An 18899-nucleotide genomic window follows, 5' to 3' on the forward strand; every position below is an offset into this window, starting at 1 on the left:
TCTCAATCCATTGAATGAATGGCCAGTATTAAACTTCGCATATCCTGCTGAATAGAACGTATGGTCGCCTGCAATTCATTGTGCATATTGGCTAGATCATGTAGTTCCTCGGCTGCAAAAGTTCCACCATTCTTAAAATAAAGCTGCTGCAAGGGACTATCCGGTTCATCGTCCAAACCATATTGCAGCCAGCGCTGCCGCATTGTTTCTATCAATGACGAGTTTTCAGCGTTGCTAAATTTTTTCTCGGATAAAATCCCCCAAACTGAGCTTGGGTAGATCTGCGCCTTATTATTTTGATACCAAATACTTTCAAGCATATTACGTTGCAGCTGCATCTTGACCTTTTTGCCTTTTGGGTTCAGGGTCATAAATCCCAATACCGCCGTACCGACCCCGCCAGCGATGCTCATTCCATTGTTGAGTCCATCATTTTTGACCGTGGTCGCCGTCACCGCTGTCACGGCTCCCAGAAGTATAGAAGCCACCGTCAAACGCGTCTGCGTTTTCGCATTCAGTTCGTCTATATATCCTGCGAGCTTATCGATACGCTCACCGTTACAGTCCAACTCTGCTGCAATGGCATTCAGTTCTGTCTCAAACAGCATGTACCTTTCGGTCATCTTTTGCCTTGCCGCCAATTTCAGTGTAGCATTATTCGCTGTCCCCAAATACTGGATAATGGGTTCTGCCAGATTGAGGTATTTGATCAGCACAAAATCATGGTAAGAAAAAATTTTCCTTATCTGAATACTGTCCGAGGCAGCGATTTCCTGTATTGGAATTGATGTATAGGCCACATTTGGTGCACAGTAGTTTGTTGTTAACGTATGTACCTGAACATTGTTTATCAAGGTCGAACAAGCTGTCAACAGCAATACGGACAAAAAGAGTAAGGATCTTAGCGCTAAAAGAAGTATTTTCATTACCTGAGGTTATGCCTTACTTTTACAACAATAACTATTTCAGAATGTTTTTGCTTCCCCTTATTTTACTTTTTTGTTTTCCAAAAAAGCAGGCTTTTTATTTTTTTGAAAATCGGCACAACAAATAGATCACTTCAATTTTTTTAATATATTTAAAATGAAAACAGGAACCCATTGTAGACAGATACAATGAGGGTGCAAAATATACGAGCCTAGCAACATCAAAAGACCATTTATGAACAAAACCCTTTTTCGAAACCTATTTATTGTATTATCCTTCGTTGTGATACTCTTGCCTATTTACCCATCTATTCGATCGTATTTCAGCAAAACATGTATTATTGAAAAATATGGAGTCAATTACAACGGGCAACGCAAAAAGCTGGGGCTATATCCCCTTCCAGCTAGCTGGGGCAGAAGGAACCTTGATTCCTGCATCATCTGGTATAATCCGAGCGGCAATATAGGGCGTCGCTGGAAAAACATCTATTTTAAAGGCTGCAGCATCAAAAAAGAACTCGATCTTTTTGCTTTCGGATATGATGCCGAAAAAAGACAATATACCAAAGTATTGGAAGTAACGACAGATTATGATTTACAGGAGAAAGTGTTGGATATCCGTTATAAAGTGCTGACCGCATCATACAGTAAACAAATCGAAAAAGCAGAAGCGGACTCATTGATCAGCACTTTAGCGCTAAATGACTCCAAGTAATCCTTCATCAGTAAACTTTCGATAAAAAACGGCATTGAACGTTGTTCAATGCCGTTTTTTATGGACATATCATTTTTACTTCCAGATACGAAGTCTTTCAAATTCGCCATAACCTAACTGGTTGTTACCGGCAATCTGATAAAGTCCGACGCGCAGTCTTTTGCCGTTCAGATCGGCGCGTAGAAACGGTGTTCCAGGAAGATCCTTCCAGTACATGCCATCTCCCGAGCAACGCAAAAAGAAATAATTACCGATCTTCTGAACCTGAAGATAGGGCGAAAAATTTAGGCCCGTTCCTGTATTCTCTTCCTGAAAAATCTGTGGACCGATGCTCCGCGAAAGATTGCCCAGGTTCCATCCCGTCAAAATACAATTGGTGATGTAGGCATCCTTACTATCCGTGCGTTGAATCATGATACCGGCTTCATTTGATGTACGTGCTTTACGGGCCAAGCCTGCCACATCGCTTACCTTAACCTCTAGCGTGAAATCGCCCTCCAGATCTTTATAAACAAAGGGGCCCAGAAGGTCTGCATCACCCCATTTTGTATTTTTGGACTGGATTTTCCAGGTTCCACTCAAGTAGGAAAGCGCTGTCTGTGTACTGTCGGTTCTTTCACTATATTGATAACCATCCCAGAAAGGAATTTTCTGATCCTTGGCCGAATAGCTTTCATTGTGTGCTGGCTGTACCAATTGCGGCCTTTTCGCCGAAACCCTTTCCACTACCGGCTTACTGACATTGCCAAAGGCATCCTTCGCCAGAACTTCGATGGATTTTCCAGGTTCGAACGATTTAAAGAGATGGTAAGGCTGTTGCTTCCAGCCTGAACTTTCGCCCTCAGAACGGAATAGATACCACATTCCCAGCTTTTTTTCGACCTGTACAAATACCTGATCGGCATTGATCAGGCGCGGTGGAGAAAGCACCTGCGGAACATACCCGTCCAGCCCATTGGCCAAGCCTGCTTTCCACTGACTGAACTTTGCGTTTATCTCATCCGACGTTAAGGTGCCAGCATAGGCGCGAAAGAAATGAAATGGATAAGCCAGTTCGATGCTAGTCTTATTTACCCGCAGCAGTTTGTTAGAAAACACCCGCTTTTCAGCCTTCCCATTGCGATAAAAACTCTTTTTTCCTTTATCATACACAAACACAGCATACTGCCAGGTAGCGCCGTCGTACCGGTCAAAACCCAGCGTATACTGCTGCTGCCGGAGAATGTCTGTTAGCGCCGCACTTTCAAAAGCCTTACCTTTCAATGCCAACCTATTTCCAGCTACCATGACCTCAGCATCGTCAAGCGCCACTAAGGTATCCTTTGCTGTTCCCTGGTTCCGCAAGGTGCTGAGCTTTCCTAGGTTTAAATCGTCAGTTTGCAGGGCAAAGAAATCCGATTTCGGGACTTCATTGGCCAAACTGGCCACTTCCTCCTCATCCAAGCTCGTATTATATACCTGCAAACTGGATACATAGCCCGAAAAATGCTGATCCAGCACATCCGAAGCTCCCAGGACAAAAACATCCCCGGGCCTGACAAACAGCATCCTATTTTCACTGCGCTGCAGCTTTCCGTCCACATAAATAGACTCCTGATAACCGTCAAAAGAAAATACAATATGATGCCATACATTTGCGCCCGGAACCGATGTATATCCCAAATCAGGCCAGGAGCCATGCGTGATGGCCCCACGTCCGGAATCTGTACCATAACCAAAAATCGCTTTACTGAGATCCTGCTGACCCGACGACCAGGCAACCAATGGTTCAAACCGGGCGATGTCCGGATTATTGACCCATAGTGCAATACTATAAGAACTATTTGCAGCCAACGACTGGGGCACAGCGAAAGTCGATCGCAATGCGGTAGCTCCATCAAAGAAGAATGCCTTTTTACCCTGATAATTTTTAACGGCCAAGGCATGTTCTGTACTGAACATCCCCCCGAGTAGCCCTTTATTCTGAATACCTTTTACCTGTTGCCCTTCCTGGTAATTGGCCGCATCGATATGGATTAAATTACCCAATGTTATTTCCTTGACGGGCATCGTTTGTGCTGCAGACCACAGCGTCTGTTGCGCAAGCTTTTGTGCATACACTTTCATGTTCCAAACGCCACGAGGAAGTCCATTCACTTGCGTGTTCAATACATGTAATCTAACATATCTTGCCATAGCTTTGCCATGTTCAACAATAGGACTTGCCCAACGGTCATTATTCGAGCGATCTACAAAGCTTTTCCAGGCAAGACCATCCACAGAAGTTTCGAGTCGGTATTGATAGGCATAAGTCGGGTATTCAAACTGAATGGATATGGTCTGTATATCCAGCTTCTTACCCAGGTCAATAGCTACCCAGGCCGGTCCTTGATTATTTTTGGCCCGCCATAGTGTTCCATTGTTGTTGTCGACTAAGAATGCAGGCCTAAAATCTGCATTGTAGTAAGAAGAGGCCTGCACCGTTTTCCCAAAAGCCAAATCGACTGGCCCTGTAACTGTTGGAAGCAAATCTGGCACACCAGCATGTGTGGGCCGCACCGGCTCAATATCGCCGTCAGGCCTAAAGAATAGCTCGTCCATGGCAACCTGACGGTGGAAGCCGCCCCCAGCATGTGGATTATTATGCCTGTGATAGACGATGAAATAACGATTATCCTGTTCAAGAATACTATGATGTCCCGGACCGTGAATACTGCCATCCTCGTTTGTAATCAATATCGGATTGGCCGATGGATATTCAAAAGGTCCCATAGGACCGATTTTACTTTTAACATATTGCACACGATAAGTACCATCTTCACAATGCCCCGAGGAGTACATCAGGTAATAGATGCCCTTACGCTTAAACATATAGGGCGCCTCAAAAAAGTCCTTTGCAACCGTATTTGGAATCAATGCTGTTTTTTCGAACGTTTTCATATCCCTGTTGAGTATCCCCACCCCACATCCATGATCGGGGTAGATTCCCCAGGTTCCCCAAAATAGATAGATGCGGCCATCATCATCCCGAAAGGTTTGCCCGTCCAGGGTAATCACACCTGGAACCATATAGTTCGGGATCATCGATTTGCCACCGGCTACCAAAGGTTCCCAGGGGCCTGTAGGGCTGTCGGCCACTGCCCCAAAAATTTCTACAGGCTGACTATAATAGAGGTAATATCGTCCGTCATATCCCTGCGTCATATCAGGAGCCCAGTACCAGTGTGTATTGGGCCAGTTCATGGGTTGAATGGTCCAGTTCTTAAAATCCCTGGATGTCCATACCTGTGATGGCCCTGCTCCCCAACCATTACCATCGGTGGTCGCATAGATATAATACGTATCTGCAATTTTCTTGATGCTCGGGTCCGCAAAATACCCAGGCAACAGTGGATTCAATACATTGGGCTTTTGGTAGGGTTTCAACGGCTGTGCCACCAGCCCTGTAAGTGACATAACCAGTGTAACCAAAATAACGAAAGAAAAATGATGTTTCATGATAACACAAAGTTTACAGGTACATAAAAAACGATATCGCCATTCAACTGACTTTATAACAACTAAAATCTACGATAAATGTCTATTTAACATTAAATTTATAACTTCGATCATCGCATTACAAATTTTGAGGGCTAATAGGTTAAAAATGGGCTATTGAAGGTTAAAATCTACCCATAAATCGAGGGTACAATCCTTCATCTTTGTAAGAACAATGATCTTCGGCGTATTAAATGAGCAATAACATGTCAAAAATGAATCTTAAAAAAAGCTATTGGATCCTATTTGCGCTCGTATGCACACAGTTGCCAAGCAGCGTATATAGTCAACAGGACGAACACCCCGTATGGAAAGCAGTCAAAGCACAGCAAGCCACTTTAGGTGTAGAAGAGGGTGCCAAAAACTTTACCCTCAAAAACCTCCATGTAGCTATCCTCAATGCATCGCAGACGCTATCTTCTTTTCGCCCCAACAGCGGCGAAAAAGATTTTGACTATACACCTGTTGAGCTCCTGAGCAAAAGAGACCGCAATAAGTTTTTTCATATCGGCGATATCAATATCAGTTTGCGCCGTCAGGGTGATAGCCCCTGGACTTCCTACTCATCGGCAGCAGACCGTAAGCATGTCATCCCAATAAATCCGGCAAAAAACGATCTTGCAAGCGCAGATATCAGCCCTACGCTCAACAATATTCCGTTGAAGGTTGTACGCAGCTGGCGAGATGACGGAGGCGATCTGATCCTGAGTTTTGAGGTTTCAAATCCCAACGATTATCCCATCGAAATCGGCGCGCTGGGTATCCCACTTCCCTTCAACAACAACATGGATTGGAAAAATCTCGATCAGGCGCATGCACAGAATGTCTTTTTCGATCCCTATATCGGCCAAGATGCGGGTTATCTACAGGTCAACCGCCTACATGGCAATGGGCCGAGTCTGTTGGTATTGCCCTATAAAAATGCAGGCTTTGAAGCCTACAATCCGCTCAATACAGACCCTACCCCCCGAAGTATTACCTTTGAGGGATTTCATGAATGGATGATCCACAGTAAGGCCTATGCCGAGACTGATTGGAAAGGCGTAGAACAATGGAATACACCGACTTCTACCCTCTTGAAACCACATGAGTCAAAGACCTTTGCCTTAAAATTTGTCCTCGCGCCAAGTATCCGGCAAATTGAATCGGAGTTATTGAAAAACAATAGGCCTGTCGCTGTTGGACTTCCCGGATATGTTGTCCCCATGGACAATCCCGCCAAACTCTTTGTTAAGCACATCAAAGCGGTCAAAAGTGTCAGTGTCTATCCCGAAGGTGCGTTGACCCTGACAAAAAAAGGAAGCACAGCCCAGCAATGGACCGAATACGAAGTGAAGGGAAACCGTTGGGGACGCGCGCGGCTTACCATCAACTACAGGGATGGCATTACACAGACGATCCACTATAAAGTAATCAAATCCGAAAAAGAAGTTGTACAGGATCTGGGCCATTTCCTCACCACCAAGCAGTGGTATGAAAATGACAAGGATCTCTTTGGCCGTTCGCCATCTGTCATATCCTATGACTATGAAGAACAGCAGCCCATCACCCAAAATAGGAGCGCCTGGTTTGCAGGCCTCAGCGATGAAGCCGGAGCAGCAAGCTGGCTTGCCGCCCTGATGAAACAAGTACTGCAGCCCGATCAACAGGAAATAGCCAAATTGAAACGTTTTGTCAATGAGACACTATACGGTCATATCCAGCATAAAGAAGGCGACAAGAAATATGGTGTTGTCAAAAGCCTTTTTTATTATGAACCAGATTCAATGCCCGCCGGTACCTACCGTTCGGATATCAACTGGAAAACCTGGTCTGCCTGGCCGAAAAAGGAAGCCGATGACATTGGACGATCCTACAATTATCCACATGTTGCGGCAGCACACTGGGTGATGTACAGGCTCGCCCGCAACTACAACAATCTGGTCAATGAGCAAACCTGGGACAAGTACCTCGAACGGGCTTACCAGACCAGTATCGCCATGGTCGAAAAAGCACCTTACTACGCGCAATTCGGTCAAATGGAAGGCAGTATCTTCCTTATCGTCCTCAATGATCTCCGCAAGGAAGGATTAACAACGATGGCCGACAAGCTTGAAGCCGCCATGCGCAAGCGAGCAGAGCATTGGAAAACCCTCAATTATCCATTCGGGAGTGAGATGCCATGGGATTCTACAGGTCAGGAAGAGGTATACCTCTGGTCGCGCTTTTTCGGCTTCGACGAAAAAGCTCAAGTGACGCTCAATGCCATCATTGCTTACATGCCTACCGTGCCGCACTGGGGTTACAATGGCAGTGCACGCCGTTATTGGGATTTTGTCTACGGCGGCAAGCTCTCCCGTATCGAGCGGCAGCTGCATCATTATGGTTCGGCCCTCAATGCCATTCCCGTCCTTACAGCCTACCGCGACCATCCAGACGACTTCTACCTGCTCCGTATCGGACATGCAGGTATGATGGGTGCATTGGCCAATGTCACAGCCGATGGCTTTGGCCCCGGAGCATTCCACTCCTACCCATCCACACTGGCCAATGACGGCATCTCGGGCGATTATGGAACCGGATTTTATGGTTATGCCGTCAATTCGGGGACCTATATTGTCGAACATCCCGAATTTGGCTGGCTGGCTTTCAGCGGTAATCTAAAAACCGAAAAACAACAGGTCAAGGTTGCCCTGACTACAGCTTCCAAAGGACGCGTCTTCCTGGCAAAAGAAAATCTTTGGTTGACCACAGATGCCGGAGAAATTGCCGAATTACATTACGATCAAAAAGACCATAGCGTCACCCTGATCTTCAATAATGAAGCAAAACAAAACAGCACAAATATTCTGCTCAATGTAAATCCCGAAAGCCATTATGAGGTGGAAGGAATAAACCAAGATCCATTGAATCGCTATGTAATACCCCTATCAACAAAAACGGTAAAATTGAAAAAGCTGAAGTAAAAAAGAATCCAGACAATGGCCTACTAAAACATGGCCTATATCTACGCCAGCCTCCATGCTAGAAACACAAGCGATCATAAGACTTCAAAAAGCGGGCTTTCATTTATATGGAAGCCCGCTTTGGTTTCGTAGCAGCAGCGCAGTTCAATTTATTTAAAAAAAATAATCTACTAAATTTATAGACTTTATTTTTTATTCACTATATTTGCTTATCGTATTCAATCAACTAAACTTTTTTAACATTTAAGATCCCTTATGAAAAATCAACTATTCCACATTGCATCCATGCGAATGTGTTGCTAACACAAAACTGCAGTGTTCTGCTGTAGAAACATTCCCCTAGAAATCCTGCAAGTAATCAATTGGCGTTGGCACTTGTTTAATTTTTAACTATTAATCCAAATTTTATGAAAAACATTGGAGTACGGCTGTATTCTATCTATTTTCTATTGTTCTTTTTTTGGGTACAACCCACTTATTCACAGAACAAGCCCAAACCTATCGTAAACGCTACCCTTGAGGGCCATATCATTGACGCTTTTACAAAACAGCCTATAGAAGATGTCACTGTGCAATTGGATGCTGTTACCCACTCTGTGAAAACTGACAGGGAGGGTAGATTTCAATTTGTTACTGGACAGAAGCTACCCTTTAAGGTCAAGCTAACACATCTCAACTACAAGTCACTATCCCTTGTGATCGACAAAAGCCCCATTGTTATTGCGCTCAGCCCAGCGAGCAAAGACCTGGAAGAAGTTGTGGTAACAGGTGTTGCACAAGGTACAAGCCGCAAAAAGCTATCCTTTGCATTGACCAAAGTAGACCAGGAGCTGATCGGCACCGTTCCTGCGCTCGATGCTTCCACGAGTTTACGCGGAAAAGTCGCCGGCCTCCGCATCGACCAGTCGGGTGGCAATGCCGGGGCATCGGTATATCTCCGTGGATCAAAGTCGGTAACCGGAGAAATCGAACCGTTGATCGTTGTGGATGGCTTCGTCACAGCCCTCCGTCTTTCAGATCTTAATCCCAACGATATTGAGAGCATCGAAGTAGTCAAAGGAGCTGCAGCCTCGGCCTTATATGGAACCCGCGGCGAGGGCGGGGTCATTCAGGTGTTGACAAAAAACGGTAAAAAGGAAGGAAAACTGAATATCAGTATAGATAACGAACTTGGCTACTCAAGTCTGTTATTACTTCCACCCCTATCCTATCTGCATCATTTCAAGGTCAATCCAGACGGATCTTTCCTGTTGGTCAATGGAGCCCGGGTGATCGACTACAAGGAAAATGGTTTTTCGGTCAATCTGCATCCCTATAAAGACTATGTGGACAATACCAAAAATCTATTGGGCCGGACCAGCTATTTTACCAATTCCATCTCGGCCGCAGCAAGTGGTGAAAAATACAACATCTATTTATCCGCACAAAACCAACATAAAGGCGGTGTTTCACCAGTGGTCGATGCAGACAAAAGACAGAACATTCTGTTCAATCTTGGTTACCGCGTTTCACCCAAAATTACAGCCGATCTAACCACGCAGTATAGCTTCTTCAATACACCTTCGAGTGCTGTATCCAGCCGTTCGGATGGACTGCTTTATTCGACTTTACTTGTCGAGCCTTTTATCGATCTCAGCGAAAAGAATGAATCGGGAAAATATGTCTACCTACCCAAAGGGAGCAATCTTTCCGGTCAGCAATGGGCCAATCCTTTCTATCGACTGAGCAATGAGGAATACGCCTATCAGACCGAGAATCTGCTGCTGGGTGGAAAACTAAAATATGTAATTACCGAACACCTGAGTGCCGAAGGAGCCCTTTCCTTACAGACCAAACAATATAATACCGAAGAATACTACCCTAAAGGATATCAGACCATTGTTCCGGATGTCAGTCTGAATAATGGGAACTATGCTTTAAGAACCTCCAAAAGCACCAGCAAAAATGGTCAGCTACAATTAAATTACAACCGCAGGACTGGTAATCTGGATTGGGGTCTTACTGCCAAATATGTGTATGAATTTGCATCGCAGACAGGTTTCAATGCTTCCGGTCGAAATCTAACGGCCCCAGTCAAAAGCCTGGATGTGACAGAACCGAGCACGAGGATTATTTCATCCAATTGGGAGAAAACAGTTAACCATGGCTATTTCCTCAACGCCAAGTTTGCCTGGGCAGATAAACTATTTGTCGACGCCCTCGGCCGGCTCGATCAGAGTTCACGGTTTGGCCGCGATGTCGGTACAGCCTTTTTCCCCCGCATTTCTGCCGCATACCGTTTGACGCAGGATATCAAGCTCGATCCATTGACAGAGTTTAAGCTGCGGGTGGCATATGGAAAAGCGGGAAGCCTTCCTCCTTTTGGAGCCAAAGACAGCCGCGTCAGCATCACCAATACAGGGGGTGTCAGCTATACACAAAATGACAATACCGACCTAAAGCGGGCAGTTACCGCTGAAACGGAACTTGGTTTTGATGCCGTTTTATTTAAGCGACTGAATGTACAGTTCAACTATGCTTTTTCAAATAGTACCAACGATTTTATTTCTGTCCCAGCCTTTACACCGATTTCGGGCTCAGCAAGCATCTACGATAACCTAGGCGCTGTAAAATCAAATTCTCTCGAACTGGAGGTCAATGGAAAAGTGCTCGAGCATAAAAAGTTTAATTGGTCATCAGGCCTTACTTTCAGCCGCGTCCGTAGCCGGATTACCTCACTGGGCGATGTTCCCGAGTTTACATACAACGGTTATCGAAAAGCTGTCGGTGCCAGTACCACCGCAATTTATGGGTACAGTATCCACTCGGATCTCGCGCAGTTGCAAACCAATGCCGACGGTTTTGTCATCAATGCCGGTAACGGTACCAAACGGGTTGAAGACTATGTGGTAAATGACTTTGGTGTTGTGGTCGAAAAAGCAGCTTTAGGTACGGCAAATGAAGCGCCCGTATTTTATGTCAATGCTGCAACCGGTAATGCTAAAATTATCGGCGATGCCAATCCAGATTTTTTACTGGGCTTTACAAACACCTTTAATTACGGGCGTTTCTCACTTTACAGCGTGCTGGATTGGCAACAAGGGGGACAGAAATTCAATGAAACCGCGCAATATCTGACCTATGTCTACCGCTCGGAATTTTCAGACCGGAGTGCCGCCGCAGGCAAACCGCTAAACTTTACCACCCAGGTATTCAACGCCTCACAAGTAACAGATTATTGGATCGAAAAAACCACCTATTTGGCCCTTCGCGAACTTTCGTTATCCTATAAACTCCCAACAGAAAAACTAGGTCTTTCCAAGGTTCTGAAAAATGCCAATCTATCCCTTATCGGCAGAAACCTCTTTATCTGGACAAACTATAAGGGAGTCAATGTGGATGGAATCGGACAGGATGGATTTAATTACCCTACCTACCGTATTATTTCAGGAAAACTAACCTTCAATTTTTAACCTAATCAGACAAAGTAAAACATGAAGAAGATATTTTTTGGTTTAGCCGTGCTTTTCTCACTAGGCTCATGCGAATCAATCGGATTCGATGACCCCTCGACATTGACGAATGCCGAAGCCATAGAAAAGATAAAAAGTTTGGGTTATGTACTCACAACAAGCAGTGTGCAAACCGCCTTTAATACCACGACCAATAACGCTGGTGGCTCCCATTTTAGTCTTTGGGCAGACCAGTCAACCAATACCAACGGCAGCCAGTCCTGGTGGGATTTTGCGAACGAACCGCGGTTACGTTTGAACAACAATTCCGCTTACCGCGGTAATGCAGCCGTTCGTGAAGTGTATTCCAATTTCTATCAGTCCAATCTGGATGCCACCAAAGTGATCGACCTGATCGAGAATCAAAAGTTGACAATCTATGATGACAAGGGTGCCGACCGGACCAAAGACTGTCTTATTGGTGCCTACTATGCAAAAGGTGTCTCCCAAGGTTACCTGGGCGCAATATTCGACCGCGGACTGATTGTCGATGATGTCAACCTTAAACTCAAGGAGTTTCCCAATTCCTATAAAGAGCTGATCGAGAATGGCATCAAACATCTTGATAAGACCTTGCAGCTTATTGCCGAAACACCCAACCTGAATTTCGATTTTTTAAAGGGTGTCACCATTTCCAAAGGCGATCTCGTATTGCTGATCAATTCGCTTTCTGCACGGATCCTTTCCTCCGTAGCACGGGATAAGGCCGAAGCCGAAAATCTGGGTTCTCCTTATTGGAACAGAGTTCTTGCCTATGCCAACAAGGGTTTTACCACCGATTACACCATCACCACTACCGTGGGCGGCTATTACAATGCCCTGGTCGATGTACTCGAACGGCCTTACGGAACGGCCTCCTATGTTCCTGCAGATATCAAAATCGCTTATTTGGCGGATAAAACAAAAAAAACGCCCACAGCCTACCCGACAAACAACAGCATTATCTTGGGTCCTATTGAATCTGACGACAAACGTTTCTTCCAATATTTTACTTACACGAGTAACTTCGGTATTTTGCTGGAAGCCAGAGGAAGGGGGCTTTTCAGCAATTACATGCGTTCACGGTGGATGTATCCCAAGTTGTCTACCCTCAATGTTGCGGGCGCTGTCAATCCTTACTTTTTGGCCGAAGAAACACGCTTATTGCGGGCAGAAGCAAAATACTGGTTGAAAGATTACGATGGTGCTGCCGCTGAGCTGAATGCTTCGACAGCCTCCCGCAAACAAAAAGGAGGTCTTCCTGATGTGATAGCCAACGCCAGTGCCCTACGCGATGCCATTCATTATGAATATGCCATAGAAATAGATGGGGCGGGTGGTACTTTTGTACCTTTCACCTTTATGCGGAGAAATGATCTGCTACAGGGTGGCACGCCTACCCAGTTTCCGATACCACAGATCCAACTGGAACTCATCGGAGAACCTGTCTACACCTTTGGTGGGAATGAGTCTGCCGGTGAAAAAGGCAAATTTGGTGAGCTTGGTACAGCCCGCGACAATGGCTGGAAGCCAGCTTCAAAATAATCAAACAGCACACCATTCTGTCGAACTAACCCCGTTTATATATACGCCTTCTGTTTTCCGCGCTGCACACAGCAGCGCGAAAACAAAGGCTATTTTTTACGGTTCTATTTAGCTCAGCAGCTTTTGCTGAAATGCAAAACGGATCAGATCGGCCGTATTTTTGCTTTTGGTTTTGTCCATCAGGTTCTGACGGTGCCCTTCGACAGTCCGTTTGCTCAAAAAGATCTTATCCGCAATTTCCACAGCGGTGAAACCCTGCGCAATGAGTTCCAGTACGGCAAATTCCCTTTCTGTGATTTCATACTGCGACAGCCGTGAAGTAACATCAATATTCGCGCTATTCTCAACATCAAAATTTTCCATAAACCGTAGACCGAAATTGGTCATCAGATATTTATGCCCATGAGATAAACGTAACAATCCAAATAAGATTTCATCATAATCCCCCCCTTTAGATAGATACCCGTCTGCGCCACTCCGAAAAGCTTCGGCTACATCAACCGGATCTTCAATCATGGAAAGCACAGCAAACCTAAGATCAGGATATATTTTTTTGGCCATTCGGATGAAACTTACACCATCCATGCCCTGCATATTCAGATCCGTTAAAACCAGATCCGGCAATGCATTTTGTTCAAGATAGATTAATGCATCCTCTGCACTGTCTACTTCTCCTACCACCGAAAGCTTGTCGTGGGTATCAATGATCAAGCGTATCCCATTTCGCACAAGTCGATGGTCATCAACTAAAAGAATTTTAGTCATTTTTCCTCCAATCCTACCAAGATAATCTATTTTTTTAATTAAGTTATTTTTTTAAATAAGTTCACGTAAAAATCCCCTACAAGTCTACTTTACCTTTCGCCATATCTTTTCATTGCCCACCTGATTATAGCAGTGTGCCAGCGCAGAAAAGCGCAGTGTCTCCTGACTGCCTAAGGCAAGGTAGCCGAATGTTTCGAGGCTTTCATCAAAAAGGGACAATACCCTGGCCTGCAGCTCTGTGTCAAAATAGATCAGCACATTGCGACATAGAATCAGCTGAAAAGCATTAAAAGAAGCATCACTCACCAAGTTGTGAGATGCAAAAACAATACGTTCCCGCAACGTGGAATTGAGTTTTACCCAGTTATAGTTCGCGGTATAGTACGATGAAAAATCAGCTTTACCGCCCGAAAGCTGATAATTTTCAACATAAGATTTTAGATTTGCCATCGGGATGACAGCCTTCTTTGCCTGCTCAAGCACCGAGGGGTTGATATCGGTGCCATAGATCAATGATTTGTGCAATAGATTTTCTTCTTGCAATAAAATTGCCAGCGAGTACGCTTCCTCACCTGTTGCACAGCCCGCTATCCAGATGCGGATAAAGGGCGAAGTACGCAATTTTGGAAGGATTTCATGGCGAAGATTTGCGAAAAAGCTTGGATCACGAAACATTTCGGTTACGTTCACTGTCATCTTTTCGACAAATCGCTGCATGTATTCTGGATCGTGGACAACACGATAACGTAGCTCGGCGAAACTCGCAAAATTATCCAGCAGGCAAAGCTGGTTGATCCGCCGCGATAAGGATGCTTTCGTATAGTGGGTAAAGTCGTAACCATAGAGACGCTCCACATCCTCCATCAGGATCATGACCTGCTCTTGGCTGACAATTTTTTTCCCTGTGGTCATCCTGCTATTTCTCTTATCATCTGCACAAGCAGTTCAATGTCGATCGGTTTCGAGATATAGCCATTTGCCCCTGCAGACAGACATTTTTCACGATCGCCAGTCATAGCCTGTGCCGTCACGGCGATAATAGGCAATTCACTTGCATTCCATGAATCACGGATCAGCCTGGTGGCTTCATAGCCGTCTATCTCGGGCATCATCATATCCATGAGCACAACACCTACACTGGCATGATCCCGTAACTGAGCAAGTCCCTCTTCTGCAGACAGACTGCCTATCGCCTGAAAACCTCTTGACTTCAAGGCCAATTTCAACGCAAATATATTGTTCTGATCATCGTCGATGATCAATATGGTTTTATTTTTATCCATGCTCCTTATTTATTGCGTTATTATTCATACAGCCATACGCGCAAGAGAGACAATAGCTGATCGATATCCACCGGTTTGGATATATAATCAGACGCTCCTGCGGCAATACATTTTTCCCTATCCCCCATCATTGATTTGGCTGTAACAGCAATAATGGGCATGTTTTCGTATCGCTGATCTTTTCGGATCGAAGCAATCGTTTCGTAACCATCCATTTCGGGCATCATCATGTCCATCAGGATCACCGCCACATCCGGATTATCTTCTAGCTGTTTCAGCGCATCTTTTCCGTCCGTTGCCGGCACCACGGTCATCTGATATTTTTCGAGCGCTTTGGTTAGCGAGAAAATATTTCGAATGTCGTCGTCCGCTACAAGTACTTTTTTTCCCTGCAGAACATCCTGCAAAAATCCAAGTCTACCTGGCGATTTGGTAGAAGGACCATTATTTTCCTCTACAAGATGTAGAAATAGACCGACTTCGTCCAAAATACGCTGATAGGAATTAGCCGTTTTTACAATGATAGAATCCGCATACCGTTTTAATTTCATTTCCTCTACCTGCGAAAGGTTCTTACCGGTAAATACAATAATCGGCAAATTTTCAAGGCCTTGGTTTCGTTTTACGGCTTCCAATGTCTCGTAGCCAACACGGTCTGGAACCCCCATATCAAGGATCACACAGTCGGCAGTGTCTGAACTCAGCGCCACAATGCTATCTTCTACATTGCTCTTGATCTCCGAGGCAATGTCAAAACTTTCAAGAAAGAGCGACAGCGCCGCAGCATGTTTGGGATTTTCTTCAACGATCAATACTTTTTTGGGATGCCGCGTGAGGGCATCTTCTATTTTACGGAACATATCGCCCATCTGCTCCAATGCCATCGGTTTATTGATAAAGTCTATGGCGCCCTGAAGCAGGCTTTCTCTTTTAACCTGTAAAGAAGACATAATATGCACAGGTATATGTCGAGTCTTGGGGTTTTCCTTGATCTCTGCCATGACCTGCCAGCCATCTTTAAGTGGAAGCTGAATATCCAATAGGACCGCCAGCGGCATATAACGGGCCACCATCTCCGCAGCGATATCACCACGGACGACGACGATACCTTTGTAGTTTTGCTGACGCGTATATTTGAGTAGGATCTTTGCGAACTCAATATCATCTTCAACAATCAGGATAAAGCGGTCGCCTGCGACGATGCTATCGCGATCATCCGGAATATCGGCTGGAATAGGAATCTCAGGCATCCTGTGCACGGCTTGCACTGCCACTTGTAAATCTTGTTCCACTACAGCGGGCTCCACCGTTTCAACGTCTGTTTCTCCAATCATTGGCCGCTGCAATTCCGCAGCAAATACGGCTGGCATGTTGCCCGAAATCTGCTCCGGAAGGATAAGGCGGAATACACTGCCTTTGTTTTCTTCACTATCCAACAAGATTTCGCCTCCGAGCAGACGCGCCAGTTCCCGACTGATGGAGAGGCCCAGTCCAGTACCGCCAAATTTGCGGCGCGTCGAACCATCAGCCTGTTGAAAAGCTTCAAAAATCAGATGCTGCTTGTCTTTTGGTATTCCTATTCCCGTATCGCGTACTTCAAATACGATACGGTGTCTCTGCGACTGTTCGCGGTCAATATGCAAGGTAACCTTACCCGAAGCTGTAAATTTGATGGCATTCGACAATAGATTACGTAAAATCTGATCCAGGCGCTGCTTGTCTGTTTCGAGCTGCATCGGCAAACCCTTCGCGGCGCTCATTTCCAATCCGAGCTGCTTATCCGCGGCGATTGGTCCGAACATAGCCGTCAGTCCATTCAGTATATCGGCAAAATATACAGGCTGTACATCCAGATCCATTTTTCCGGATTCTATTTTGGAAAGATCCAGAATCTCGTCTATCAAGGTCAGCAGGCTCTTTCCAGAACTTTGGATCACCGCTGCCGATTCCATCTGCTCTTCATTGAGGTTACCATCCGAATTTTCGGCCATCAAGCGGGAAAGTAACAGAATTGAATTGAGCGGTGTGCGCAGTTCATGCGACATATTGGCCAAAAACTCAGACTTATAGCGTGTACTTTGCTCAAGCTCTGCCGCTTTTCTCTGAATTTCCTGATTGCGTTCGGCGATTTCAACATTTTTATCTTCCAACAGTTTTGAGCGCTCCTCCAATTCACGGTTAGATTGCACCAGTTCTTCCTGCTGCACGCGGAGTTCCTCTTCTGACGCCTGCAATTTATGGGTATGCATCTCGAGGCTCGAATTAAGGGATTCCAATTCGGTATGCTGTGCCTGCAGCTCTTCAGTCTGCGCCTGAGTTTCTTCCAATAGATTCTGCACCACAAGTCTGGCCTGTGCCGCCGCAAGTGTAGTACCTACTTTTTGCACTGCATCTCTAAAAAATGCCAGCTGTATGGAAGAAAAAGGCTGTAGTGCCCCTAGCTCCATCACACCGATACATTGGTTACCATCAAAAACAGGCAAGATAAAAAGGTTGTTCACCTGCACCTTTCCGCTGGCAAAACTGATAACATAGCTGGTATTTTCGAGGTTTTCAAATAACTTTTCTTTCCCGTCTTTAAAGACCTGACCGACCATGCCTTCTCCTGGGGCGAAGCGCTTATGGTCGGGATTTTCGAGTCCATAGGATCCCCTTAAGACAAGTTCATCCTGTTCCATCAGGTAAATGGCACCATTGACACAATTGCCATATTTTGTCAGATGGCCGAGCGTAACGGCTGTGAGCTCTTCCTGCTGTTTATTACCCATCAAGAGGTTGCCCAGCTGGGTTAGTCCGGCCTGATGCCAATTGTTATTACTGAGTTCATCAAATGATGTTTTGAGCGACCTGGCCATTTCGTTGAGGGATCCCGTCAAGCTGCCCAGATCATCCTGTTCGGCATCCTGAATCTGCATTTCATAATTGCCGGCAGCAATCTCGCGTGCTATACGCTGGGTAATGCTCAGTCGGCGCTGGATCTCCTCATCTTTTCGTTTCAAGTCATTCTGCAACTCCTCACGCTTAAAGAAATCTGCCCTGAGGCGGAAGTAAAAAAACAGTGTAATCAGCAACGAAACTGCCGCAGCCAATAAAACAAATATGGAGGTGTATCCCGAAGAGCGTGTAAGTTCATCTGAACGTCGATTGAGCAACGATTCTTCTTTATCTATGATTTTGCTGATCAACAAACGGCAACTGTCCATATAGGTTTTGCCTTCTTCGAGCTGGGCAACAGAGACCATACCACCTCGTTTTTTGATGTTCACCAAATTCTCTAATCGATCCAGTCGAGACTGGACAAGTGTTGACAGGGTATCAATCACCTGCTGCTGCGCTGGATTATCAGCCGTGAGATCGTGCGCGCGACTCAGCGATTGAGGCAGGGACTGAAGACCATTTTTGTAGGGATCGAGAAACTTGTCCATCCCCGTCAGCAAGTAGCCACGCTGGCCCGTCTCTGCATTCTGCAAATCCTGCAAAATTTTATTGACACGGCTCATGACACGGCGGCTGTGGTCAACCATCGCACTATTATGGATCTGCTTACGGATACTCACATAAGAAGCCGTTGAGCTCGCTAACAGGATCAAAAGTGAAATTCCAAAACCTACCTGTAGGTTTCTTAAAATAGTTTTAGGCATGCTTTTCAACAATTGAGTTAAGACAATGCCAACTGATGATCTAGATGGCCGCCAAATATAGCAATAGGGAGCTTAAATTAAATCCCGTATCGT

At 45.4% G+C, this 18899-nt stretch carries 10 protein-coding genes; 4 read left to right on the forward strand and 6 right to left on the reverse strand.

Features of this window, described 5'->3' with window-relative positions:
• Nucleotides 1-2: 2 nt before the first annotated feature.
• Nucleotides 3-926, reverse strand: a complete 924-nt coding sequence (locus ACLCDV_RS18610) for a hypothetical protein (RefSeq protein WP_411971919.1) — start codon at nucleotides 924-926, stop codon at nucleotides 3-5.
• A gap of 235 nt (nucleotides 927-1161) precedes the next feature.
• Here ACLCDV_RS18610 and ACLCDV_RS18615 point away from each other — a divergent pair, with 235 nt between their 5' ends.
• Nucleotides 1162-1641, forward strand: coding sequence for a hypothetical protein (locus ACLCDV_RS18615; RefSeq protein ID WP_343567759.1), 480 nt, complete (start codon nucleotides 1162-1164; stop codon nucleotides 1639-1641).
• A gap of 75 nt (nucleotides 1642-1716) precedes the next feature.
• Here ACLCDV_RS18615 and ACLCDV_RS18620 read toward each other — a convergent pair whose 3' ends face one another.
• Nucleotides 1717-5118: a family 43 glycosylhydrolase gene (locus tag ACLCDV_RS18620; RefSeq protein ID WP_411971920.1), complete on the reverse strand. Its 3402-nt coding sequence runs from the start codon at nucleotides 5116-5118 to the stop codon at nucleotides 1717-1719.
• Nucleotides 5119-5372: 254 nt separating this feature from the next.
• Between ACLCDV_RS18620 and ACLCDV_RS18625 the strand changes: the two genes are divergently transcribed.
• The 3 genes from ACLCDV_RS18625 to ACLCDV_RS18635 all read left to right on the forward strand — a co-directional run bounded on the left by ACLCDV_RS18625 (nucleotide 5373) and on the right by ACLCDV_RS18635 (nucleotide 13117).
• The gene (locus ACLCDV_RS18625) at nucleotides 5373-8102 is read left to right on the forward strand and encodes a DUF5695 domain-containing protein (protein WP_411971921.1); all 2730 of its coding nucleotides are present in this window, start codon (nucleotides 5373-5375) and stop codon (nucleotides 8100-8102) included.
• A gap of 407 nt (nucleotides 8103-8509) precedes the next feature.
• Nucleotides 8510-11554 (forward strand): SusC/RagA family TonB-linked outer membrane protein, encoded by a 3045-nt coding sequence (locus ACLCDV_RS18630; RefSeq protein WP_411971922.1) that lies wholly within the window; start codon nucleotides 8510-8512, stop codon nucleotides 11552-11554.
• A 21-nt stretch (nucleotides 11555-11575) separates the two neighbouring features.
• Nucleotides 11576-13117: a hypothetical protein gene (locus tag ACLCDV_RS18635; protein ID WP_411971923.1), complete on the forward strand. Its 1542-nt coding sequence runs from the start codon at nucleotides 11576-11578 to the stop codon at nucleotides 13115-13117.
• 108 nt (nucleotides 13118-13225) lie between these two features.
• On the opposite strand, the gene ACLCDV_RS18640 is transcribed toward ACLCDV_RS18635, so the two are convergent.
• The 4 genes from ACLCDV_RS18640 to ACLCDV_RS18655 form a co-directional block, all read right to left on the reverse strand.
• Nucleotides 13226-13882, reverse strand: a complete 657-nt coding sequence (locus ACLCDV_RS18640) for a response regulator transcription factor (protein WP_333624792.1) — start codon at nucleotides 13880-13882, stop codon at nucleotides 13226-13228.
• Between the two features lie 84 nt (nucleotides 13883-13966).
• Complete coding sequence (locus ACLCDV_RS18645; RefSeq protein ID WP_411971924.1) at nucleotides 13967-14794, reverse strand: CheR family methyltransferase; 828 nt, start codon at nucleotides 14792-14794, stop codon at nucleotides 13967-13969.
• The gene (locus ACLCDV_RS18650) at nucleotides 14791-15165 is read right to left on the reverse strand and encodes a response regulator (protein ID WP_317664986.1); all 375 of its coding nucleotides are present in this window, start codon (nucleotides 15163-15165) and stop codon (nucleotides 14791-14793) included. Before ACLCDV_RS18650 ends, ACLCDV_RS18645 begins: the two co-directional genes overlap by 4 nt.
• A gap of 20 nt (nucleotides 15166-15185) precedes the next feature.
• Nucleotides 15186-18806 (reverse strand): response regulator, encoded by a 3621-nt coding sequence (locus ACLCDV_RS18655; protein ID WP_411971925.1) that lies wholly within the window; start codon nucleotides 18804-18806, stop codon nucleotides 15186-15188.
• Nucleotides 18807-18899 lie beyond the last annotated feature (93 nt).

The organism is Sphingobacterium sp. Lzh-3 (genome assembly GCF_046764375.1).
GTDB lineage: Bacteria > Bacteroidota > Bacteroidia > Sphingobacteriales > Sphingobacteriaceae > Sphingobacterium.